Here is a 23,191-nt window from a genome sequence, read left to right as displayed (position 1 = left end):
GGATGTGCGGGTTCCGCGGCGGAGTTGGGGTAGGGTCGGCCACTCCTTCGCAGTAGTCAAATTTGAGGAATGCGTTGACGCCGTCGCTCGGATCCTCTCGCCCCGCCCCCGAACCCTCCTCCGCGGCCGCTCCCGCGGCGGTCTTCCTGCCCGCCGATCCGCCGCGCGCCGGCCGGATCCTCCTCTGGTCGCCCGAGGACGAGCCCCTCCCCGAGCCGGAGCCGGCCGGCGCGGTGCCGGACGAACTCACGGTGGTGGACGGGACCGACCTGCGGGCCGTGTCCGTCCCCGCGCTCTCCCTGTCCGTACGGGACGCCCTGCCCTTCCTCGCCCGCGCCCGGCTCTCCGGGGACGCCGACCCCGCCGCCGCGTTCTGGGGCGGCGCCGCCCTCCTCGCGCTGGACTTCACGGCGCGCGGGCTGCTGCTGCCCGGCGTGACCGCCGAGGGCCACGACGCCTGGCGGGCCGGGCCGCTGGGACCCGAGGAGCTGGACCGGCTGCGGACCCTGGCCGCCTCGATGCCGCCCACCGCCCACGCGGCCCCCCTGGACGCGGGCACGGGCACGGACGGGAACGGGGACGCGGAGGGCGACCCGCTGCTGCCGGAGCCGGAGGCGCTGCTGCGGGCGTTCCTGGACGCCGTCGCCGACTCCCTCCCGCGCACCCCGGCCGCGGTGCTCGCCGCCGGCGGGCCCGCCTTCGCCGCCGAGGAGCCGCAGACCGTCCCCGAACAGCGCCCGTGGGCCGCCGATCTGGCGGCCGGTCACGACGCCGGGGTGCGGCTCTCCCTCCGCCTCGAACTGACGGGACCCGGCTCCGCCGACGCCGGGGCCGGGACCGGGGCGCCGGGTTTTCGCGCGGTGCTCCAGCTGCACTCCGCCGCCGACCCGGCGCTCGTCGTGGACGCGGCCGAGGCCTGGTCGGGCACCGGGCAGGCGGCGGCGTCGCTCGGACCGCGCGCCCGGATGGACGCCCTGCTCGCGCTGCGACGGGCCGCGCGGGCCTGGCCGCCCCTCGCCCCGCTGCTGACGGCCGCCGTGCCGGACACGGTGGAGCTCGCCGACGAGGAGGTCGTCGAGCTGCTGGGACCGGCGGCCCGCGCGCTCGCCGCGACCGGGATGCGGGTGCACTGGCCGCGCGAGCTGGCGGACCGGCTGACCGCCCGCGCGGTGATCGGGCCGGTGGAGGCGCCGGCCGGGAGCGGAGCCCTCGGGACCGGCGCGTCCGAGGCCGGTCCCGTCGGGGGCGGGACCGCCGACGACGGCGGGTCCGGCGCCGAGGGGAGCGGGGGCGGCCTGCCGTCGTTCCTCTCCGCCGACGCGCTGCTCGCCTTCAACTGGCGCTTCTCGCTGGGCGACCAGGAGCTGACGCGGGCCGAGCTGGACCGGCTCGCCGAGGCCGGGCGCCCCCTCGTCCGGCTGCGCGACCGGTGGGTCCTGGTCGATCCGGCGGAGTTGCTGCGCGCCCGGGAGCGCCAGGACCGCAAGGTGACGCCGGTCGACGCGCTCGCGGCCGTCCTCACCGGCACGACCGAGGTCGACGGACGCCCGGTGGAGGTGGTCGCGACCGGCGCGCTGGAACGGCTGCGCGCGCGGCTCGCCGATCCCGAGGGCGGCGTCCGCGAGGTCCCGCAGCCCGCCGCGCTCGCCGCCACCCTGCGCGACTACCAGCTGCGCGGGCTGAACTGGCTGCACCGGATGACCTCGCTCGGCCTCGGCGGCTGCCTCGCCGACGACATGGGCCTCGGCAAGACCATCACCGTCATCGCGCTCCATCTGCACCGGCAGACCGAACCGGTCACGGCGGGCCCCACCCTCGTGGTCTGCCCGACCTCCCTGATGGGCAACTGGCAGCGGGAGTTCGAGCGGTTCGCGCCCGGCACCCGGGTGCGCCGCTTCCACGGCCCCGCGCGCGACCTGGACGGCCTGGGCGACGGGGACGTCGTCCTCACCACGTACGGCACGATGCGGCTCGACGCCGGGCGGCTGGCCGCCGCGGGGTGGGGACTGCTCGTGGCGGACGAGGCCCAGCACGTGAAGAACCCGTACTCGGAGACCGCCCGGCGGCTGCGGACGGTGGGGGCACGCGCGCGCGTGGCACTGTCCGGCACCCCGGTGGAGAACAACCTCTCCGAGCTGTGGGCGATCCTCGACTGGACGACCCCCGGGCTGCTCGGCGGGCTCGGCGCCTTCCGGCGGCGGTACGCGACGGCCGTCGAGGGCGGCACCGACGCGGCCGCCGCGGAGCGGCTCGGCGCGCTGGTGCGCCCGTTCCTGCTGCGCCGCCGCAAGTCCGACCCGGGGATCGCGCCGGAGCTCCCGCCGAAGACCGAGACCGACCGGGCCGTCTCCCTGACGCCCGAACAGGCCGGTCTGTACGAGGCGGTGGTGCGCGAGAACCTGCTGGCCATCTCCGAGGCCGAGGGCATGGCGCGGCGCGGCCTGGTGGTGAAGCTGCTGACCTCGCTCAAGCAGGTCTGCAACCACCCCGCGCAGTACCTGAAGGAGGAGCGGCCCCGGATCGCCGGCCGCTCGGGGAAGCTCGAACTCCTCGACGAGCTGCTCGACACGATCCTCGCCGAGGGGGCGAGCACCCTGGTCTTCACCCAGTACGTGGGAATGGCCAGGCTGCTCGAGGCGCACCTGGCGGAACGCGGGGTGCGGACGCAGTTCCTGCACGGCGGCACGCCGGTCGCCGAGCGGGAGGCGATGGTCGCCCGCTTCCAGGACGGCGAGGTGCCGGTCTTCCTGCTGTCGCTGAAGGCGGCCGGGACGGGCCTCAACCTGACCCGGGCCGAGCACGTGGTGCACTACGACCGCTGGTGGAACCCGGCCGTGGAGGCGCAGGCCACCGACCGGGCCTACCGGATCGGGCAGACCCGGCCGGTGCAGGTGCACCGGTTCGTCGCCGAGGGGACCGTGGAGGACCGGATCTCCGCCATGCTCGACCGCAAGCGCGAGCTGGCCGACGCGGTGCTCGGCACCTCGGGCGACGCACCGGCGGAACTGACCGAACTGACCGACGCGGAGCTGGCGGAGCTGGTCTCCCTGCGCGGGGACGGGGACGGACGATGAGCGACTACGGGACGGGCCGGGAGCCCGAGGAGCTGACCTTCGCGGCGGCGCCGCCGGTACGGGGCGGGGCGTTCACCCGCACCTGGTGGGGCCGGGCGTGGCTGCAGGCGCTGGAGGACACGGCGCTCGACGGCCAGCAGGTCAAGGCGGGCCGGCGGCACGCGCGGGCCGGCGCGGTCGGCGCGGTGTCGGTGCGGCCCGGCCGGATCACCGCCGTCGTCCAGGACCCCGACGGCACCGCCTACCGCGCCGACGTGCTGGTGCGCACCCTGACCGAGGAGGAGTGGGACCGGCTGCTCGACCTCGCCGTCGACAGCGCGGGGCACATCGCCGCGCTGCTCGACCACGAGATGCCGCCGCACCTGGTGGAGGACGCGACGGCGGTCGGCATCGACCTGATGCCGGGCATCGGCGACCTGGAGCCGGAGTGCGGCTGCGAGGCGTGGGACCACTGTCCGCACACGGCGGCGCTCTGCCACCAGATGGCGCGGATCCTGGACGAGGACCCGTTCGCCCTGCTGCTCATGCGCGGGCGCGGTCAGCGGCCGGTCGTGGACGCGCTCCAGGTCCGCAGCGCCGCCCGGGCGGGCGGCGGGACCGCGGCCGGCGCCCCGGCCGGTGCCGGGGACGCGCCGGCCGGGGTGTCGGCCGCGGAGGCGTACGCGCTGCGGGACATCCTGCCGCCGCTGCCGGAGGTGCCGGTCGTGGCGCAGGGCCCCGGGGAGCCGCCGTCCCTGGACACCGAGACGGACCCGGAGCCGGGCGTGGAGCCGGCCGCCCTGGAGTTCCTGGCGGCGGACACGGCGGCCCGCGCCCACCGGCTGCTCGCCGAGCTGCTCGCCGGCCGGGAGGTCGCGCCGGCGGGTCTCACGGTGGCCCAGGACGCGGTGCGGCTCGCGGCCGGGCGTCCGCCCGGGTGGGTCGCGGGGCGCCTCGCGTCCGGCACCGGGCGGTCGCGGGCGGAGCTGGACGCCGCCACGCGCGCGTGGCGGTGGGGCGGGGCCGCGGCCCTCGCCGTGCTGGAGGGGTCCTGGACGCCCGACGAGGAGGCGCTGGCGCGGGCGGCGGCGCGGCTCGCCGAGGCCTGGGAGGAGGGCGAGGCGCCGGAGCTGAGCCGTTCGGGGGCGCACTGGACGGCGGCGGGTGCGCGGGCGCAGCTGCGGCTCGGCGAGGACGGGCGGTGGTGGCCGTACCGCCGCGCCGCGGACGGCTGGGCGCCGGTGGGTCCGGCGGATCGGGACCCGGCGGCGGCGCTGACGGCGGCGACCGCCGAGGGCGAGCGGGACGAGGAGTCGCCCGGCTCGCACCGGCTTTCGGAATGACCGCCGAAAGGCGCTCCGCCTGATCGCTTGCTGTCATTTTCGATATGCATTAATGCCTCTTTTTGAGGCCAGTTTGATTGATAGAACCCTTCCTTCCATCGAGGTCACACGCCAATCCCGAACTGACTATGCTCCGCAGATGTGTTGCGCCGCGCTCACAGCGAGTCATGAACGCTGGGAGCGGGGGCGTCGACGGAGCACGGCCACAGGGAGACACGGGCATCGACGCGTGGGCGGAGGCACCCGAAAGCGGTCCCGTTCGAGCACGCGTGCGTGATCGTTCGCGTGCCCGCGCTTTCCTGTCGGTACGTCGCGCCACTTCAGTCCTCTCCTATTCCAGACGTTGAGGGAAACCGTTGATGGTTCGCGCAGGTTCAACTTCCAGAGCCGGGGCCGGTGCGGCGGCTCCGGCGTGGCTCGTCCCGCCGGGGGTGCTCGCCCTCCTGTTCGCCATAGGGCTGCTCTTCGCGCCTGCGCAGATACGGACACCGGTGGCCTGGTACGGCTTCGCCGCCGTCTCCCTCACGGTCGGCAGCACGATCCTGACCGTGCGTCTGGCACGGGCGGCCGGCGAGGCCCGGCACGTCCGGGTCGTGCAGGCCGCGCAGCAGGCCCACGCGGAGCGCGAGGCGGCGATGCTCGCGCGCCTGGCCGACCAGCGGACCACCACCGTCTGGCTGGCCGAGGAGCTGCTCCCGGCCGCCGTCGCCCGGCTCCAGAAGGGCGACCCGGCCTCGGAGATCGTGAACTCCGTCCGCTTCGGCGACCACCTCGACCCGGGGTTCACCGAGGCGCTCAGGGGCGCGCTGCGCACGCTCCTGGAGGCGGTCGAGGCCGAGGAGAACACCCGGGACTCCTCCCAGCGGGCGCTCGTGGCCGTCGCGCGCCGCGTCCAGGCGATCGTGCACCAGCTCGCCAAGGACCTGCGGGAGATGCAGATCGTCCACGGCACGGACCTCGTCCTCGCTCGCGGCCTGCAGGACGTCGACCACCGCAACGCGCTGATCGGCCGTCTCGCGGCCAGCATCGCGGTCCTCGGCGACGCCCGCCCCGGCCGCCAGTGGTCCAAGCCCATCCCGCTCTACGACGTGCTGCGCGGCGCCATGTCGCGCATCGTGGACTACCCGCGGGTGAAGCTCCAGTCGGTCACCGAGGCGGCCGTCATCGGCCCCGGCGCCGAGCCGCTGATCCACCTCCTGGCCGAACTCCTCGACAACGCCACGTCGTTCTCCCCCCCGCACACCCCGGTGGAGGTGAGCGCCGTCGAGGTGCCCTCGGGCATCGCGATCGAGATCGAGGACCGCGGCGTCGGCCTCACCGAGGAGGTCCGGCACCGCATCAACCGCGTGATGACGGAGTCGGCGTCGGGCCTGTTCCTCGCCGGTCTGGGCGAGGTCACGCAGCTCGGCCTCCCGGTCGTCAGCCGACTGGCCCGCGAGCACGGCTGCGACGTCGACCTGCGTCCCTCCGCCTACGGAGGCGTACGGGCCGTGATCCTCGTACCCCGGCGCCTGATCACCACGGTGGAGAGGCCCGTCGTGAGAACCCCTGAGCCCGCCCGGAGGCGCGCGGCCGGACCGGTCCGGCCGCTGCCCTCGCGCGGCAACCCGCCGGTGCCGCCCCCGGCCCCCGCGCCGCTGCCCGTGCCCCCGCCGGCGCCCGCCCCGCTCCTCGCGTCCACCGACGACGGCGCGGACCCGTTCGTCGACGGGAAGACCCTCAACGGTCTGCCGCGCCGCCGCCGCGAGTCGCCCGTGCCGACGCCGGTCCTCCGCACCGGCCCCGAGCCCGCCCCGGCCCCCCGGAGGTCCACCCGCGCGCCCGGGCTGATGTGGGAGGCCTTCAACGGCGACAAGCGCTCGGGCACCGAATCCTCCACTCCGCACAGCCAGCCGTCTGATGAGGTCGAATAACATGCAGCCACTGCCCAACATCGACTGGATGCTCACCGAGCTCGTGGGCGGCGTTCCGCACGTACGGCACGTGGTCGTCCTCTCCGCGGACGGCCTGTGCATCGGCCAGGCCAACACGGCGCCCGACACCGCCGACGCGATCGCCGCCGCCTGTTCCGGCATCCAGAGCCTCGCCCGGGCGATCGCGCAGATGTTCCCGCACGGGAACGGCACCACCCACATGGTCGGGATCGAGGCCGACGGCGGCTACTTCTCCCTCATGGCGGCCGGTCCCGGCGCCTACCTCGCCGTCCTCGCCGACGAGGAGGTGGACGCGGGGCTGCTCGGTGCGCGCATGCGGGCGCTCGTGGTCAGGATCGGCCGGCACATGACCAGTCCGCCCCGTGAAGACGTCGTCCGGCAGGCGATGTGACCTCGGACAACCCCCATCCCCCGGACAACCCCCGCCCCTGGGACGAGGGAACCCCCGTCCCGCTGTACGTCATCACCGGCGGCGAGGGCTCCTCGGCCAAGACCTTCGACCTCGTCACGCTCATCGCGACGCGGTCCGCGCCGGAGCCCTCGATGCAGCCCGAACAGGCGGCCATCCTCTCCATGTGCGAGTACCCGCTCTCGGTGGCCGAGGTCTCGGCCTATCTCAGCCTTCCGTTCAGCGTCGTCACCGTGCTGCTGTCCCAGCTCGTCGACGACGAACGCGTGGAGGCGATTGCACCCGTGCCCGTCGCGGCCTTCCCCGACCGCGGCCTATTGGAGGCGGTGATCCATGGACTACGGAGACTCTGACACGCTCAGGGCGGGCCCCCGCGACACCGACCTGCTGCTGCCGCACGGCGCCAGGGGCGTCAAGGTCGTCGTCGTCGGCGGCTTCGGCGTCGGCAAGACGACGATGGTCGGAGCGGTGAGCGAGATCCCCCCGCTCACGACCGAGGAACGCATGACCCAGGCCGGCGTCGGGATCGACCACAATCCCGGCGCGTCGGGCAAGAACACCACGACCGTCGCGATGGACTTCGGCCGGATCAGCATCAACGAGGAGCTGATCCTCTACCTGTTCGGGACACCGGGCCAGGAGCGCTTCTGGTTCCTCTGGAACGGGATCTTCCAGGGCGCGCTCGGCGCCGTGGTCCTCGTGGACACCCGGAGGATCGAAGTCTGCTTCGAGGTCATCACCCGGCTGGAGGACCGCCGCGTCCCCTTCGTGGTGGCCGTCAACACCTTCCCCGAGGCCCCGCAGTACCCGCTACCAGAACTGCGCACGGCGCTGGCCCTCAGCGATTCCGTCCCGCTCGTCACCTGCGACGCCCGTGACCGGGCGTCCTGCCGGGACGCCCTGCTCTCGCTGATGGTCTACCTGTGCTCCCTCGCCGCCCAGGAGACCGCATGACCCTCCCCGCCCACGAGCACGCCACGCACGAGGGCGGGCTCGTCCCGCCCCCCGGCTGCCCGGCCCACGCGGCCACCGGCCCCGGCGGCGCGGCACGGCTCTACGGACCCGCCGCCGAGACCGATCCCATGGGCCTCTACGAGGAGCTGCGGGCCACCCACGGTCCGGTCGCGCCCGTCCTCCTCGACGGCGACGTCCGCGCCTGGCTGGTCCTCGGCTACAACGAGAACCGGGACGTGGCCACCCGCTCCACCCAGTTCTCCCGCGACCCGCGGGTCTGGCACGGCTGGAGCACCGGGGAGATCGACCCCGCCACCTCCCCGCTGATGCCGATGATCGGCTGGCGGCCGGACTGCGTGTGCGCGGACGGCGAGGAGCACCAGCGGCTGCGCAGCGCGGTCACCGCCTCGCTCGACCAGTTCGACCACCGGGGCATCCGGCGCCGCATCAACCGCTTCGCGCACGAGCTGATCGACACCTTCTGCGAGGCCGGCGAGGCCGAGCTGGTCGACCGGTTCACCGAGCACCTGCCGATGCTCACCCTCATCCACCTGCTCGGCATGTCCGACGAGGCGGCGCCGAAGCTGGTCCAGGCCGCGCGGGACCTCTTCAAGGCCACCGAGACCTCGCTGGCGAGCAACGCCTTCGTGGTGGCGAGCCTGGAACAGCTCGTCCTGGACAAGCGCGAGCACCCGGGCCAGGACATCGCCTCCGCGCTGATGGCCCACCCGGCGGGACTCACCGACGAGGAGGTCGTGCACCACCTGCGCCTCATCCTGCTCGCCGGCTACGAGACCACCGCCAACCTGATGTCGAACGTGCTGCGGATGGTGGTCACCGACCCGCGGTTCCGCGGCTCGCTGGCCGGCGGCCAGATGACGCTGCCGGAGGCGGTCGAGCAGGTGCTGTGGGACGAGCCGCCGCTGATGGTGTGCCCGTCCCGGTACGCCAACGGGGACACCACGCTCGGCGGGCAGCAGATCAGGGCCGGCGACATGCTGCTGCTCGGTCTGGCCGCCGGGAACATGGACCGGGCCGTCCGCCCGGACCCGGCGGCGCCCGTCCACCACAACCGGGCGCACCTGTCCTTCAGCGCCGGCAGCCACGAGTGCCCCGGTCAGGACGTCGGCCGCATCATCGCCGACACCGGCATCGACATCCTGCTCACCCGGCTGCCCGACATCGTCCTGGCCGTCCCGGAGGAGAGTCTCAGCTGGCGCTCCTCCACCTGGGCGAAGCACCTGACGGCGCTGCCCGTCACGTTCGCCCCGCGGGCGCCGCGGACCCAGCAGTTCGAGGCGCCCCTGCCGGCGGCCCCGCCGCCGCAGACCGCCGGGATCCCCTCACCGGCCGCGGCACCGGAGGCGGCCCCGGCGGCCGTGCCCGGACCGGCGGCCGGCCCCGGGGCGCGACCGTCGTGGTGGGAGCGGCTGCTGCGGATGCTGCGGCTGGGGTAGGCCGGTCACGGCTCGGCGTCGAGACCGAGCCCGACGGCGGAGGGGGGCGTCGGCGCGTGGCCGCCGGCCCCCCTTCCGTACCACTGCTCCGCCGGGGCGGGCGCGGGGAGGCGCTGCTCCGGGAAGGGCGGCTCGGAGGGGACGTACCGGGGTGCGCCGGTGTACCAGGCGTGGAGCCCGGAGAGGAAGCTGCACGCCCCGCCCAGCCAGGTGTCCAGTTCGGCCCGCTCCTCGGGGTCGAGGCCGGCCCGGCGGGCCAGCAGGGGGACGTCCTCCTCGCGGAGCTGCTCGAAGTCCCGCATGCGGGAGTTGACGAGGTGCACGGAGGCGGGCACGGCCTCGCGGAGGGGGATGCCGAGGGAGGTGCCGAGCACGACGACGAGGTTGTTCACGTCGTGTTCCTCGTGGACCTCCCGCTCGTAGGAGGCGATGTCGTTCGCCAGGCCCATGACGTCCATGAACGCGGCGGTGAGGCCGCGGACGGTCCGGCTGTGCCGGATCCGCTCGGGTATTCGGGCTCCGGTGGAGAGCTCGACCGAGTAGGGGGCGGTGTGGGCGGCGAAGCTCTCCCGCCGGAAGGGCGCGTAGTCGATGAGGTGGGGGACGCGGCCGGTGCGGCTGTTGGCCAGCTCCTCGACGCCGGCGTCGACGTAACGGGTCAGCGCCCTGCTGAACTCCGGCCTCCAGTGCGCCAGTCGGGGCGGGAAGAGGTGGCGCTGGAGGTCGGCGATGCCCCGCTCCACGGCGTTGACCGGCTCGGGCAGGCGGGCGCCCGCGTCGGTGCGCAGGAAGGCGTGGAGACGGGCGGTGAACTCGTGGGCGCCCTGGAGGTCGCTGGTCCGCTTGAAGGCGTGGGCGAAGTAGTCGTCCCAGGCGAGGGCCCAGATGTTGAAGCGGTGGTTGAGCCGGAGCGCGTCCGGGTCGGCGTCGGGCAGGGTCCAGGCGGTGAGCAGGTCCACCGTCATCGCCCGGAACTGGCTCGGGGTCCAGATGGGGCGGCGGTCGGGCCGTCCGGCTCCGTCGTCCAGCATGCCCATCTCGCGTGCCCACGTCTCGCTCTCCGCCCGCAGCCCCGGCAGGTGCGGATTGACCTTGAGTGGATGAGGCATCCACAGCTCGGGGATTTCGACGGCATGCAGGGGCATGGTCGCTCCACCTCCTTCAGTCCTCGGAATCCGTCGTTTGGTGCCGCTGTCACTGACGGCCGACAATTCCCGCCACGCGACGCTCCAAACCTGCCCGCCTCGCCCGAACCACAACCCCCGGACCGAACGCGTCCGGAATCCGGGAACCCCGGCGTCTTGCTGGGCAATTGTGCCCCTCTGGCGTCCTGAGGCCACTGCCGGCCAGTCGCGCCAACGTCTTCGGGCTCTCCGACGACCATGGCCTGTTCCGGCTGGCAACGGAAGCCTCCACCCGGCGCGTTCGGGTACGCGCGCTCCGGTTCGGCGCACTCCGCGCGGGCGGGAACGGGCACCGGTGCGCGGGCCGGCGGCCCGGCCCGCCCCGGGGACGGCGTGGTCACGGGCGCGCCGACGGGAACCGCCCCTCACGGTCGGGGCGTCGGGGCCGGGCGGGGCCGGAGGGCGACGGGGCCGCCGCCGCGCGGGCGGAGCACGAGGCCGCGGGGGCCCGCGGGAGAGGCGGCGACCGGGGTGCCGGCGGTGCGGGTGCCCGAAGGGGGTGTGGGCGCCGCCGAACCGGCCGGGAGGGCGGGCGGTCCTCCCGGCCGTCCCCCGGCCGGCGGGGTCCGCCGGAGGCGGGGACCCCGGGCGGGAACGTCGGAAGGGGGCGTCGGCCCGGTCGGGCAGGGAGCCCGGGGGCCGGGGAGGTCCGGTGCCGCCGCGCCCACGGGGCGGGGGCGCCCACGGAACCGAGCGCCTGCCCGCAGGTGGGGACGGTCAGCCCGCCCCTCCCCCGGCCCGCTCCGCGGAGAGCTCGCCGAGGAGTTTCCAGGTCCGCCTGCGGTCGTCCTCGCCGCCGAGATCGGTCGCCGTGAACACCACCTCGGTGGCGCCCGCGTCGAAGTGGCGGCGGACCTCGGCGGCGACGGCCTCCTCGTCGCCGAGGACGGCCAGCTCCGCGGCGCGCGCGGCACCGGAGAGCCCGATGACGCGCCGGTAGGAGGGGATCCGCTCGTACAGCGCGAGGTTCTCGGCGGCCCGTCGGCGCACTCCGTCGGGGTCGGCGGTGACCAGGCCGGGCACGAGGGCCACGATCCGCGGCGCGGGCCGGCCCGCCGCCCGCGCGGCGGCGGTGACGGCGGGGACGATGTGCTCGGCGAGGGCGCGCGGGCCCGCGAGGAAGGGGAGGATGCCGTCCGCGAGTTCCCCGCTCGCCTTCAGGGCCTGCGGCCCCATGGCGGCGACCAGGACCGGCACCGTCGGACGGGCGCCGGGCACGGCCGCCGGGTACGGGGTCGTCGCCGTCAGCAGCTCGCCGTGGAAGTCGGCCTCGCCGGTCTCCAGGAGGGGCCGCAGCGCGGTGAGGAACTCCCTCAGCAGGCCGACGGGCCGCTCGTACGGCAGGCCGAAGGCGGCCTCGGTGAGGTGCCGGGTGCCGAGGGCGAGACCCAGGTGGTAGCGGCCGCCGGTGGCGGCCTGGGCCGTCTGGGCCTGACTGGAGACGAGCAGGGGGTGGCGGCCGAACACCGGGAGGGCGGCGGTCCCCACGTGCAGTCCCGGCACCTCGCGGCCGACGACGGCGGCCAGCATGGGCGAGTCGTGCGCGAAGGTCTGGCCGAACCACGCGGAGTGCAGCCCCGCGTCCCGGGCCTCGCGCGCGAGGCGGACGGTCTCGTCGACGGAGTGCGGGCTGCGGGTGGAGGCGAGTGTCACACCGAGAGTCATGCAGGCGGCAACGGGCCCCTCCGGCACGGGAATTCCCCCGTCGTGTGAACACCGTGTGGCGGCCCGCGCGGACCCGGCGGTCCGCACGCGCGCGCGTGCCGGGATGATGGGGGCATGCTGACCCTCGCCGAAGTGGACGCCCTCGCCGACCGTGCGCACGCCGGTCAGGTCGACAAGATCGGAGTCCCGTACGTGCAGCACGTCCGGGCCGTGGCCGCCGGACTGGCGCCGCTCGGGACCGAGCTGGCGATGGCGGGCCTGCTCCACGACGTCGTCGAGGACACCGCGTGGACGGGCGACGGGCTGCGGGCCGCCGGGATCCCCGAACGGGTCGTGCGGATCGTGGAGGCCGTCACCAACGACCCGGACGGCTCGTACGAGGAGAAGATCCGGCGCGTGGCCGGGGATCCCGACGCCGCCCTGGTGAAGATCGCCGACAACGCGCACAACAGCCGCGCGGACCGGGCGGCGGGGCTGCCGCCGGAACAGCGGGAGCGGCTCGCCGCCAAGTACCGGGCGGCGCGGCGGGTGCTGTGGGCGGCGGCCGATCCGGCACAGGTGGCGACGATCCTGCGGGTGGTCAACCCGGACCTGCTGCCCGAGCTGCACGGCGTGTGACACCCGTCCGGTCCGGGCGTGCGCACGCGGGCCGGGACCCGGCCGCGCGACGCGGCAGCGCCGTGGGGCCCGGGCCCGGCAACGGGCGCGCGGCGCGGCAGTGCGGTGCCCCCGGCCCCGGCGCGGCCCCGGCCGCACGACGCGGTGGGTCCCGGTCGCAGCCGCACGACGCGGCACGTCCCGGCCGCGCGGCGCGATGCGTCCCGGCCGCGCGGCGGATCCGGTCGCGCTCCCACGACGGCGCCCCGGTCCCGCCGCCGCCCCGGCGTGCGGGACCAGGGCCCGTGGCCGTCCGGGGCGAGGTCCGTGCCCGAGCGGTCCTCCGCCCCGGTGGAGAGATCGCCACCGCACGGTAATGTGCCAGATATGTCCGAAATCTCCGATGTGATGGGGGAGGCCGGCCGCCGCGGCGCCGACGCCCTCCCGCTCGCCGGGACCCACATCCTCCTCGGCGAGGGCGACGCGGACACCGCAGCGCGCATCGCCCGGGCGCTGCGCGACCGCGGGGCGGCCTCGGTCCACCCCGTCGCCTCCACGGAGGCCTTCCTGCTGGCCGGGGGCGCCCCGCCCGCGCCCGTGCGGTTCTGGGACGCGGCCGTGTGGCACACCGGGCTCGGCCCGGACGACGCGGCGCTCGGCGGGCTCCTGGAGCGGTGGCGGGCCCAGCACCCGGGGATCCCCGTGGTCGTGAGCGACGACGCGCCGAGCGCCCGGCTGGCCGTCACCGCCCTGCGCGGCCGGGCCGCCGACCTGGTCGAGCGCTCCGACCCCGACGGGCTGGCCACGGCCGTCGCCCGCGCCGTCGCCGAACGGGCGGACCCGCTGGGCGTCGAGGGCTCCGGACAGAACTCCCTGCGCATGCTGGTGGTCGGCGCCCACCCCGACGACGTCGAGATCGGCCTGGGCGGGACCATCCACCGGCGCGCGCACAGCGGCTGGGACGTCACCGTCCTCACCATGTCCCGGGGCGGGAACGGCGGCGACCCCGCCCGGCGCCGGAAGGAGGCCCACCTCGCCGCCGAGGTGCTGGGCGCCCGGCTCCTCATGGAGGACCTGCCGGACGGCTCCATGGCGGACGACCGGGTCACCGTGGAGGCCGTCGAACGGGCGGTCGCCGAGGCCGCGCCGGACGTCGTCGTCGTCCACTCGGAGAGCGACACCCACCAGGACCACCGGGCCGTGCACCGGGCGACGCTCGTGGCCTGCCGCAAGGTGGCGCGGCTCGCCTGCTACCAGTCGCCGTCCGCCACCGTCTCCTACCGGCCGAACCGGTTCATCGAGCTGAGCGAGGTCGACGTGGAGGCCAAGCTCGCCGCCATCGCGGCCCACCACTCGCAGGCGGCGAGCCGCTGGTACCTCGACGAGGACCTGCTGCGCTCCACCGCCCGCTACTGGGGCCGCTTCTCCCAGACCCGCTACGCCGAACCCCTGGAGCTCGTCCATGAGCGCAACCCCGTCCTCCTCTGACCGCGCCCGCACCCCCGTGCCGGACCTCTCCCTGCCCCTCGGCAGGCCGCCGCGGGTGCTGGTCACGGGTGCCGGCGGACCGTCCGGCGTGTGCTTCCTGCGCGCCCTCGACGGGGTGGCCGAGCGGTACGCGGCGGACCTCGACCCCCACGGCGCGGGGCTGTACCTGGTGCCGCGCGCCTACCGGATGCTGCTGCCGCCCGGTGACGCCCCCGGCTACGCCGAGGCCGTGCTGCGGCTGTGCCGGCGGCACGCGGTCGACGTCCTGGTGCCGACCGTCGACGTCGAGCTGGTCGCGCTCGCCCGTGCCGCCGGGAGTTTCGCCGCCGAGGGGGTCCGGGTGCTGGTCTCCCCCGCGGAGGCGCTGGAGACCTGTCTGGACAAGTGGCGGCTCGCCGAGGCGTGCCAGGGCGCGGTACGGCTCCCGGACACCCGGCTCGTCGGCTCCCCCGGCCCGGTGGAGCCCGAGGGCGGCTTCCCCGCGATCGCCAAGCCGCGCAGCGGATCCGGCTCCCGCGGGGTCATCCTCGTGGGCTCGGCGGCCGACGTCGCCGGGCTCCCGCAGGACGGCTCGTACCTGATCCAGGAGTACCTGCCCGGCACCGAGTACTCCGTCGACGTGCTCACCGACGGGAACGGCCGGGTGGTGGCCGCGGTGCCGCGCGCCCGGGACAAGACGGACTCCGGCATCGTCGTGGCCGGCCGCATCCTCGACCTGCCGGAGCTGTCCGGGCTCGCCGAGGACACCGTCCGCACCCTGGGGCTGCGCGGAGTCCTCAACGTCCAGGTCCGGGAGGACCGGTCGGGGAAGGCCGCCCTGCTGGAGGTCAACCCCCGCCCGCCGGGCGGCATGTCGCTGACGGTCGCCGCCGGGGTGGACATGCCGAAGTGGGCGGTGGCCGCGCTGCTCGGCGCCCCGCTCCCGGAGCGGATCGTCCACCGCGAGACCGCCGTCGTCCGCCACTGGCAGGACGTCGTCCTCTCCCCGCGCGAGCTCGGCGACATGGGCGACGCCACCGAGGCCGTCCGCCCGGCCGGCGAAGGGGACCGCGAGGCGGCGGCGTGACCGGCGCGGAGGCGGCCGGGGAGGCTCCGGCGCGGCGCGGTCCGCCGCGCACCGACCTCCACACCCACACCGACTTCTCCGACGGCCACGACACCCTGGAGGCCGTCGTCCGGGCCGGGGCCGAGGCCGGGCTCGACACGCTCGTCGTCACCGACCACGTCCGCGCGGACACCACCTACCTGCCCGCGTACGCCGCGGCCGTCCGCGCGGCCCGCGCCGACGCGCCGCTCGCCCTCGTCTGCGGCGTGGAGGCGAAGATCCTCGACACCGAGGGCCGGATCGACCTGCCCGCGGACCTGACCGGGATCGAGCACATCGCGCTCGCCGACCACCGGTTCCCGCTGCCCGACGGGCCCGCCCACCCCGACACCGTACGGGCCCTGCTCGGCGAAGGGCGGCTGGCGCCGGACGAGGCGCTGCGGCTGCTGGTCCTGGCGACCGCGCGGGCGGTGGAGCGGGTGCCGGCCGGCCGGACCGCGCACGTGGCGCACCTGTTCAGCGTGGTGCCCAAGGCCGGGCTCGACGAGGCGGCGGTGGACGGAGCCCTGCTCGAACCCCTGGTCCGGGCCTGCCGCGCGCGCGGCGTCGCGGTGGAGCTGAACGAGAAGTGGCGGTGCCCGTCGGTCCGCACGGCCCGGCTGCTGCACCGCGCCGGGGTCCGGCTCGGGGCGGGCAGCGACGCCCACCGGGCCGGGGACGTGGGCCGCTTCCCCTGGGTGGCGGACGCGCTCGCGCAGGCCACGACGGAGGAACGGTGCACACCCTGAACCAGATCCTGCACGTCGTGGCGACCGCGCTGGTCTTCCTGGGCGCGGTGCCGCTGGTGGTCGCCATCGTCCAGTTCCTGCTCGTCGGGGTCCAGCGCTTCCGCCGCCTGTACGAGGACCGGCCGTTCCACGTGCCCCGCACCGCCGTGCTCATCCCGGCCTGGAACGAGGCGCCGGTGCTCGCCTCCTCCGTGGAGGGGCTGCTCGCCATGCGCTACCCCCGGGACCGCATCCGGGTCGTGGTCGTCGACGACGCCAGCACCGACGGGACGCCGGAGGTGATGCGGCGGCTGACGGCCCGCCACCCGGGCCGGGTGGTGCACCTGCGCCGGGAGGACGGCGGGCAGGGCAAGGCGCACACCCTCAACCACGGCCTCGCCCACGTCCTCGGCGACGACTGGGCCGAGGCCGTGCTCGTCATGGACGCCGACGTCGTCTTCGACCGGGACGCCCTGCTGCGGATGACCCGTCACCTCGCCGACCCGGAGGTCGGCGCCGTCACCGCGTACATCAAGGAGGGCAGCGGGAAGCAGGGCAACTACCTGACCCGCTACATCGCCTTCGAGTACATCACCGCGCAGGCCGCCGCCCGTCGCGCGCAGAACGTCCTGGGCGTCGTCGCCTGCCTGGCCGGCGGGGCGCAGCTGCACAGCAGGACGAGCCTGGAGGCGATCGGCGGCCGGATCGACACCTCGACGCTGGCCGAGGACACCGTCACCACCTTCGAGACCCAGCTGGCCGGCCGCAGGGTCGTCTTCGACGGGTACGCGACGGTGCTCGCCGAGGAGCCGGGCGACCTGACCGGCCTGTGGAAGCAGCGGCTGCGCTGGGCGCGGGGGAACCTCCAGGTGACCCACCGCTACCGGCACCTGTGGTTCCGGCCCTGGAAGCGGCGGGAGGGGCACCGGCTCGGTTCGGTCCTCTTCGGCCTGATCTGGTTCTCGCTGCTGGCGACGCCGGCGCTGCTCACGGTCTGCTCGGCCTCGCTGCTGTACCTCTACTCCACCGACTCGGACCGCTCGTGGCAGCTCTTCCACTGGCTGTGGGTCGTCAACCTCGTCTGCTACCTGCTCATCCTGCTGATGGCCGCGGTCGTGGACCCCGGCACCTTCCGGCGGTGCTGGCGCGAGGCGCTGTTCTACCCCGGGATCGTCTCCACCTGCATCCTGGTGGTCACCGCGCTCCCCTCGGTCTTCCTGCCGCTGCTGGAGCGGGCCGGGCTGCTCGCGCAGGACGGCACGCCCCAGCCCCTGATGATCGTGGTCTACGCCTGGATGGGCCTCGCCCTGCCCCTGGCGTGGTGCGCGAAGCTGCTCACCGGCACCCGGCTGCGGTTCCTCGCCCCGGTGCTGCTCCACCTGGTGGGGTACGGCTCGCTGCTCGCGGCCTGTCTGGTGGCGGCCTGGGTCCAGGAGCGGCGGAGGGCGGAGCTGACGTGGGACAAGACCGAGAAGACCGGGAAGGTGGCGGCGGGACGATGACGGCGCGGGAGCCCGGGAGGCCGGAGACGGACGAGGAGCTCGCCCGGCACGTGGCGGAGCTGACCGGCGACGACCGGCGGCACGACCGGCGGCTGCTGTGGTGGGAGCTGCTGGCGGTGCTGCTCGTCGCCGCCGTGCTGGCGGCCCGGGCCCTCTGGGCGGCCTGAGCCGCCGCGCCCCGGCCGGTCAGTCGAGGAGGAAGGGGTCGGCGCCCCGCGCGGCGAGCGCGAACCAGGCCGTCGTCCCGGTGTGCAGGCTGGCGTAGAGGGTGTCGCCCTCGCCGGTGCGCAGCCCGTCGGAGGAGGCGGCCACGATCCCGTACCCGTCGGCGTTCGGGGCGTGGGCCTGGGCCTCGCGGAGGGTGGCGAGGAGCCGGTCCGCCTCCTCGCGGTCGCCGTCGCCGTCGCGGCGGCGGAGGGCGGCCGCCATGTGGGCGGTGCCCTCGAACCAGACCTTGGAGGTGTCGGCGTCGCTGACCGACACCCCGGCGAACCCGCCGTCCCGCGCCGCCAGGTGGCCGAGGGCCCAGTCCAGCGACCCGGCGTGCCGGGCGTCGCCGGTCGCCAGGAAGGACCAGCTCTGCGGGTCCTCGGGGACCGGCGAGCGGTTGACGGTGGCGCCGTCGGTGCCGGTGCCGGTCCAGAAGGCGGGGCCGTCCGCGTCCCACAGGGCGTCGAGGAAGCCGGTCGCGACCGCCGAGCGGTCGGCCCAGGCCCGGTCCCCGGTGACGTCCGCGAGGCGGCCGAAGAAGGCGGCGACGTCGATGTTGTGCTCGGTGGACTTCCAGGTGAGGGCGGGGCCGGAGGCGGGCAGGCCGCCGGTGTAGCCGGGTGTGCCGGTGGCCGAGGCGGTGTGGTCCTGGATCCAGTCGGCGAGCCGCAGCGCGCCGGTCCGGTGGGCGGCGCGGCCGGTCGCCCGGTGGGCGTGGAGGAGGGCCAGGCCGGTCCAGGCCTGGGCGCCGGTGAAGGAGTCCGCGGCGGCGACGGCCGGCAGCCCGTCCGCCGCGGTGACCCTGCCCGAGGCGTACGACTGGCGGATCCGGCCGTCGCCCGCGGGGTCGCCGTCCTGGAGGGCGAGCAGGGTTCCGGCGAGGGCGTCGGCCCTCCGCAGGTCGGCGTCGGCGCCGCGCGCGCAGTAGGCGATGACGGTGAGCGCCACGTCGTAGGTGAAGGCGACGGTGGAGTGGTGGGTCTCCATCCAGCCGCCGGTGTAGCTGCGCGGCAGTCCCTGCCGGGTGCCGCCCGCCGCCTCGTCGACCCTCCGGTCGAGGAAGGTGTAGGCCCGGGCGACCGCCTCGTCCTCGTCCACGCCGTCGTCTCCCGTCCCCGGCGCGCCCGGCGAGCAGCCGCCGAGCATCGCCGTCGCCGTGCCGGCCGCCAGCGCGGCCGCGAACGCGCGCCGGCTCACCGCTCCGTGCCGGTCCTCCGCAGTACCCATGGACCCTGGCTTAGACGATCCCGTACGGACCCGGCGGGGGACACACCGGAGCGGACCGGAACATTCGGTGGAGAGCCGGCGGAGGTGGCCCGGGGGCCCGCGCTCCGGCGGCGGGCCGGTGCGCGGGCCCCCGGGGGCTTCGGCGCGGTCAGGCGCGGCAGCGCAGCAGCACCAGCGGCGGGTGGGCCAGGAGGTCGGCCCAGTACTCCTCGCCGTGGGTGCGCAGGCCCTCCTCGGAGACGTGCAGCGGGATCCACTCGATGTCGCTGAAACCGGCCGCCGTCAGGGCCTCCTCGTAGACCTCGCGGCGCAGGGCGGTGCCGAGGATGCTGATGGGCTCCGGGTCGAGGAGCGCGGTGACCCGGACCAGGGGGCCCAGCTCGTTCTGCTCGCCGGTCGGTTCGCAGCGGAAGCCGTATGTCTCCAGGGAGGCGCAGTCGAAGGCGTAGTCGGGGTTCTGGGCGAAGACGTGGAACGTGCCGCCGGGCACGAGGCTGCGGTGGATGCGGGCGCACATCCGGTCCAGCTCCTCCCTGGATCCGGCGTAGTTGAGACACTGCACGCCCAGCGCGAGGTCGAACGGCGTGTCGAACGGCTTCAGTTCGGCGACGTCGCCGACCTCGTAGCGCAGGCCCAGCGGGTCGCGGGCCTCGATGGAGCGGGCGGCGGCGATCATCTCGGAGGAGATGTCGACGCCGAAGACGTCGGCGGCCCCGCGCCGCTTGAGCTCGCGGCTGTAGAAGCCGGTGCCGCAGGCGAGGTCGAGGACCGACCTGCCGGTGACGTCGCCGACCAGCTCCAGGACGCTGGGCACCTCTCCGTAGCGGATGACCGGAAGGGCCTTGAACCCCTCGAACGCCTCGCCGATCCCGTCGTACTGCTGCACCGTCATGTGCTGCCCCCTCGTGTCGTCGGGTGAAGTGTGCGGGCGCGCCGGTCCCGCGGACAGGGGTGTCCGCCGGGCTCGCGGGGCGCGGCCGTGGCACCGAGTCTGCGCCGGGTCCGGTCGGCCTCCGTACTGTCGGATGACACGAGAAAGCGGACGGGTCGCGCTCGTATCGCCCAAGGAAAGGCGCTGATCAGGGGCACGGTCCCGAGGGGCCGTCCGGAGTGGCCGATCATGCGCGGGGGCTCGGGCGGCCGGCGGGGGCGCGGGGCCGCCGGGGGCGGACGCCGAGTCCGGCGCGGGCGGTGGGGGCGACGGTGCCGTCGGTGCCGCCGATGCCGGTCCAGGGGTCGTCGGCGAGGAGGAGGTGCCCGTCGAGGTCGACCCAGCGGGCCCGGTCGACGAGGTGGACGGCGGGGGCGATCCCCAGCGAACTGGCGGTGAGGCAGCCGAGCATGAGGTCGGTGCCGCTGCCGCGCAGGGCGGCGTGGATGCGGAGCGCGGCGCGGACTCCCCCGCACTTGGCGAGCTTGACGTTGACGCCGTGGACGCGGCCGGCGAGGGCGAGGACGTCCTCGTGGGTGACGGCGTCCTCGTCGGCGACGACCGGGACGGGGGACGCGGCGGCGACCCGGGCCAGGCTGTCGGGGCGGCCGGGCGGGACGGGCTGTTCGACGGCGGTGACGCCGAGCGCGGCGAAGCGGGGCAGCAGGGCGTGCGCCTGCGGCTCGGTCCAGGCGCCGTTGGGGTCGAGGAGGAGTTCCGCGGCGGGGGCCGCGGCGCGGACGGCGGCGACCCGGGCGAGGTCGTCGGCGGGGTCGGGGGACCCGGCCTTGACCTTCAGGACGGTGAACCCGGCGGCGGCGAGCCGTGCGGCCCCGGCGGCGGCCCGGGCCGCCGGGGCGATGCCGAGGGTGCGGGCGGTGCGGGCCGAGGGCGGGCGGGGGCTGCCGAGGAGGCGGTGGGCGGGGAGTCGCGCGCGCCGGCCGGCGAGGTCGAGGACGGCGGACTCGACGGCGGCGAGGACCCCGGCGGGGAGCCCGGCGCCGACGGGCCCGGCCGGGGCGAGTTCGGCCCAGGCGGTCTCGGGGTCCGGCAGCCGCTCGACCGCGGGCCGGACGTCGGCGAGGCCGCGCACGATCGCGTCGGCGGGCAGTCCGAGGTAGGTGCTGCCGACGGCCTCGCCCCGGCCGTCGAGGCCGTCGTGCTCCAGGCGGACGTGGACGGCGTCGCGGCGGACGGTGACGGAGCGGGAGATGCGGAGCGGTTCGGCGAGTTCGAGGGTGGCGGTGGTCCAGGTGAGTCTCATGCGGCCCCTCCGGCGGCGGGGCGGGTGCGCGGGGTGCGGCAGCGGGTCCAGCCGACGGCCTCGGCGGCGCCGGGGTGCGCGATCTCCAGCGGGCGGGCCGCCGGGGTGGCTCCGGTGAGTCCGTGGGCGGCGCAGAACTCGTCGTCGTAGACGGTCCCGAGGTAGCGGTGGGGGCCGTCGGGGAAGACGGTGGCGACGACGGCGCCGGGCTCGGTGCGGGCGGCCCACGCGGCGACCAGGGCGACGGCTCCGGTGCTCCAGCCGCCGGAGACGAAGCTGCCCCGGGCGAGCCTGCGGCAGGCGTCGGTTGCTTCGGCGGGGCCCACCCAGTGCACCTCGTCGAAGAGTTCGGGGCGGACGTTGCGGGGGCGGATGCTGCTGCCGAGGCCCCTCATCAGCCGGGGCCGGGCGGGCTGGCCGAAGAGGGCGGAGCCGACCGAGTCGACGCCCACGACCCTGAGCCGGGGCCAGCGGCGGCGCAGTGCTCCGGCCAGTCCGGCGCTGTGGCCGCCGGTGCCGACGCTGCACACCAGGACGTCGAGGTGGTCGAGCCGGTCGACGAGTTCGGCGGCCATGGAGCGGTAACCGGCCGGATTGTCCGGGTTGTTGTACTGGTCGGGCCAGTAGGCGTCCTCGGTGCGGGCGAGCACCTCGCGGAGCCGGACGAGGCGGGCGGCCTGCCAGCCGCCGCGCGGGGCGGGCCGGTCGACCAGTTCGAGGCGGGCTCCGTGGCTGCGGAGCAGGCGGCGCATGGACGGTTCGAGTTCGGTGTCGCCGACGAGGACGACGGGGTGGCCGAGGGCCTGTCCGGCGAAGGCCAGCCCGAGGCCGAGGGTGCCGGAGGTGGACTCCACCACGGGGGCGCCCGGGCGCAGTTCGCCGCGCCGCCGGGCGCCGGTGAGCATGGAGACGGCGGCACGGGCCTTCATGCCCCCGGCGCCGAGCCCTTCGAGCTTGGCCCAGAAGCCGGGGTGGGGGTGGGGCAGCGGGGTGTGGATGCGGGCGAGCGGGGTGCGCCCGACGAGGGAGAGCAGTCCCGGCTCCGCGGGGGCCGCATCCGGGCGGGGCGAGGGCAGGGGGAGGGTGGGGACGGGCGTCATGCGCGGTCTCCGTGACGGGTGGGGCGGCCGGGGCCGCCGTAGCGGTGCAGGGTGCCGGGCCCGCCGTCGAGCCAGAAGAAGGGGTACGGCTCCGCCGACACGGCGGTCACTCCGGAGCCGAGGAAGCGGGGCAGGACGGCGCTGCCGGTCTGGGCGAACATCACCAGGGGCTTCCCGGTGCGGGCGGCGTGGTCGAGGAGGCCCTGGAAGGTGCCGTTGCCGAGGGTCATGCCGGAGGCGAGGACGGCGCCGCAGCGGTCGAGCAGGCCGGCCGCGTCGGTGGACACGGGTTCGTCCCACTCGGTGGTGCCGCCCTTGAGGTCGCAGGGCAGGTAGGCGAGGCCGCGGGCGCGGAGCCGTTCCAGGAGGGAGTTGACGACGCCGACGACGAGGACCGGGCGGCGGCCCGCGGGGCCGGCGGGCGGGTCGGGCAGCAGGTCGACGACGGCCCGGGCGCGGGCCCGGGAGCGGGTGAGGCTGTCGCCGGCCGGCAGGGGGTGGGGGCGGGCGCCGCAGGCGGGCGCGTGGGGGCGGACGTGGGCGAGGTAGGCGTCGAGGGCGGCGATCCGCACCGGGGCCAGCGGGTGGCCGAGGAGTTCGGCGACGGTGGCGCCGACGCAGTCGTCGAGGGCGCTCGGGGGCAGCGTCCCGGGCTCGGCGGCGCAGGACCCGACGGCGGCGTCGAGCCGCAGGCTGAGCACCTCGTTGCGGTAGCCGTGGACGCGGCCCCGGTGCCGGACGGCCTGGGCGGTCGTGAAGGCGAGGGCGATCCGGGTGGCGGCCGGGTCGGGTCCGTACGCCCCGGCGCGCACGAGTCGGACGAGGCCGTCGACGGTCCGGACCACCGGGTCGCCGGGGACGGGGCGCGGGACCCGGTCGGTCGGGTGCGGGGCGGGGCGCACGCCGGTCGGGTGCGGGGCGGTCGCGGTCGGTCCCGCGGCCACGGCCGGCCCAGCGGTCGCGGTCGGTCCCGCGGTCGTGCGCGGGGCGGTGGTCACGTGCGGGGCGGTCGCGGTCGGTCCCGCGGCCACGGCCGGCCCAGCGGTCGCGGTCGGTCCCGC

20 protein-coding genes are annotated in these 23,191 nt (G+C 76.0%); 13 read left to right on the top strand and 7 right to left on the bottom strand.

From position 1 onward, the window contains the following. The first annotated feature begins 74 nt into the window (after window positions 1-74). The 7 genes from IE287_RS29535 to IE287_RS29505 all read left to right on the top strand — a co-directional run bounded on the left by IE287_RS29535 (window position 75) and on the right by IE287_RS29505 (window position 9,150). A complete protein-coding gene (locus IE287_RS29535; RefSeq protein ID WP_189852278.1) occupies window positions 75-3,074 on the top strand; it encodes an SCO1167/SCO6262 family helicase in 3,000 nt (999 codons plus the stop codon). Further along, complete coding sequence (locus IE287_RS29530; protein WP_189852277.1) at window positions 3,071-4,396, top strand: SWIM zinc finger family protein; 1,326 nt, start codon at window positions 3,071-3,073, stop codon at window positions 4,394-4,396. The genes IE287_RS29535 and IE287_RS29530 overlap by 4 nt, the downstream gene beginning before the upstream one ends. Window positions 4,397-4,755: 359 nt before the next feature. Continuing rightward, window positions 4,756-6,309, top strand: coding sequence for an ATP-binding protein (locus IE287_RS29525; protein ID WP_189852276.1), 1,554 nt, complete (start codon window positions 4,756-4,758; stop codon window positions 6,307-6,309). Window position 6,310: 1 nt separating this feature from the next. Further along, on the top strand, window positions 6,311-6,721 hold the full coding sequence (locus tag IE287_RS29520) for a roadblock/LC7 domain-containing protein (RefSeq protein WP_030493298.1): 411 nt from the start codon (window positions 6,311-6,313) through the stop codon (window positions 6,719-6,721). Further along, window positions 6,718-7,092, top strand: a complete 375-nt coding sequence (locus IE287_RS29515) for a DUF742 domain-containing protein (protein ID WP_189852275.1) — start codon at window positions 6,718-6,720, stop codon at window positions 7,090-7,092. The genes IE287_RS29520 and IE287_RS29515 overlap by 4 nt, the downstream gene beginning before the upstream one ends. Further along, entirely contained in the window at window positions 7,073-7,693 is a 621-nt protein-coding gene (locus tag IE287_RS29510; protein WP_189852274.1) for a GTP-binding protein, read from the top strand. Before IE287_RS29515 ends, IE287_RS29510 begins: the two co-directional genes overlap by 20 nt. Then, window positions 7,690-9,150 (top strand): cytochrome P450, encoded by a 1,461-nt coding sequence (locus IE287_RS29505; RefSeq protein WP_189852273.1) that lies wholly within the window; start codon window positions 7,690-7,692, stop codon window positions 9,148-9,150. The genes IE287_RS29510 and IE287_RS29505 overlap by 4 nt, the downstream gene beginning before the upstream one ends. Before the next feature lie 5 nt (window positions 9,151-9,155). On the opposite strand, the gene IE287_RS29500 is transcribed toward IE287_RS29505, so the two are convergent. Beyond that, complete coding sequence (locus IE287_RS29500; protein ID WP_189852272.1) at window positions 9,156-10,295, bottom strand: terpene synthase family protein; 1,140 nt, start codon at window positions 10,293-10,295, stop codon at window positions 9,156-9,158. Window positions 10,296-11,051: 756 nt separating this feature from the next. Next, the gene (locus tag IE287_RS29495) at window positions 11,052-11,999 is read right to left on the bottom strand and encodes a TIGR03564 family F420-dependent LLM class oxidoreductase (RefSeq protein ID WP_189852271.1); all 948 of its coding nucleotides are present in this window, start codon (window positions 11,997-11,999) and stop codon (window positions 11,052-11,054) included. Window positions 12,000-12,113: 114 nt separating this feature from the next. On the opposite strand from IE287_RS29495, the gene IE287_RS29490 reads away from it, so the two are divergent. The 6 genes from IE287_RS29490 (at window position 12,114) to IE287_RS29465 (ending at window position 17,565) form a co-directional block, all read left to right on the top strand. Continuing rightward, window positions 12,114-12,617 (top strand): HD domain-containing protein, encoded by a 504-nt coding sequence (locus IE287_RS29490; RefSeq protein ID WP_189852270.1) that lies wholly within the window; start codon window positions 12,114-12,116, stop codon window positions 12,615-12,617. 366 nt (window positions 12,618-12,983) lie between these two features. Beyond that, window positions 12,984-14,084, top strand: coding sequence for a PIG-L deacetylase family protein (locus IE287_RS29485; protein WP_189852269.1), 1,101 nt, complete (start codon window positions 12,984-12,986; stop codon window positions 14,082-14,084). Beyond that, window positions 14,059-15,150 carry an ATP-grasp domain-containing protein gene (locus IE287_RS29480; protein ID WP_189852268.1) on the top strand — a complete coding sequence of 364 codons (1,092 nt, stop codon included), beginning with the start codon at window positions 14,059-14,061 and terminating at the stop codon, window positions 15,148-15,150. Before IE287_RS29485 ends, IE287_RS29480 begins: the two co-directional genes overlap by 26 nt. Continuing rightward, entirely contained in the window at window positions 15,147-15,917 is a 771-nt protein-coding gene (locus IE287_RS29475; RefSeq protein WP_189852267.1) for a PHP domain-containing protein, read from the top strand. Before IE287_RS29480 ends, IE287_RS29475 begins: the two co-directional genes overlap by 4 nt. Beyond that, window positions 15,905-17,398, top strand: coding sequence for a glycosyltransferase family 2 protein (locus IE287_RS29470; RefSeq protein ID WP_189852266.1), 1,494 nt, complete (start codon window positions 15,905-15,907; stop codon window positions 17,396-17,398). The genes IE287_RS29475 and IE287_RS29470 overlap by 13 nt, the downstream gene beginning before the upstream one ends. Then, window positions 17,395-17,565, top strand: a complete 171-nt coding sequence (locus tag IE287_RS29465; protein WP_189852265.1) for a hypothetical protein — start codon at window positions 17,395-17,397, stop codon at window positions 17,563-17,565. The genes IE287_RS29470 and IE287_RS29465 overlap by 4 nt, the downstream gene beginning before the upstream one ends. 19 nt (window positions 17,566-17,584) lie before the next feature. On the opposite strand, the gene IE287_RS29460 is transcribed toward IE287_RS29465, so the two are convergent. From IE287_RS29460 to IE287_RS29440, 5 genes are all read right to left on the bottom strand, one after another. Then, window positions 17,585-18,835, bottom strand: a complete 1,251-nt coding sequence (locus IE287_RS29460; protein ID WP_189852264.1) for a hypothetical protein — start codon at window positions 18,833-18,835, stop codon at window positions 17,585-17,587. A gap of 148 nt (window positions 18,836-18,983) precedes the next feature. Continuing rightward, complete coding sequence (locus IE287_RS29455; RefSeq protein WP_189852263.1) at window positions 18,984-19,727, bottom strand: class I SAM-dependent methyltransferase; 744 nt, start codon at window positions 19,725-19,727, stop codon at window positions 18,984-18,986. Window positions 19,728-19,953: 226 nt separating this feature from the next. Further along, complete coding sequence (locus IE287_RS29450; protein ID WP_189852262.1) at window positions 19,954-21,030, bottom strand: enolase C-terminal domain-like protein; 1,077 nt, start codon at window positions 21,028-21,030, stop codon at window positions 19,954-19,956. Next, entirely contained in the window at window positions 21,027-22,130 is a 1,104-nt protein-coding gene (locus tag IE287_RS29445) for a PLP-dependent cysteine synthase family protein (protein ID WP_189852261.1), read from the bottom strand. The genes IE287_RS29450 and IE287_RS29445 overlap by 4 nt, the downstream gene beginning before the upstream one ends. Beyond that, window positions 22,127-22,975: a Rossmann-like domain-containing protein gene (locus tag IE287_RS29440; protein WP_189852332.1), complete on the bottom strand. Its 849-nt coding sequence runs from the start codon at window positions 22,973-22,975 to the stop codon at window positions 22,127-22,129. Before IE287_RS29440 ends, IE287_RS29445 begins: the two co-directional genes overlap by 4 nt. Window positions 22,976-23,191: the final 216 nt, after the last annotated feature.

The sequence above is a fragment of the Streptomyces omiyaensis genome (assembly GCF_014650895.1).
Classification (GTDB): domain Bacteria; phylum Actinomycetota; class Actinomycetes; order Streptomycetales; family Streptomycetaceae; genus Streptomyces; species Streptomyces omiyaensis.
This window is presented reverse-complemented; position numbering and strand designations above follow the sequence as displayed.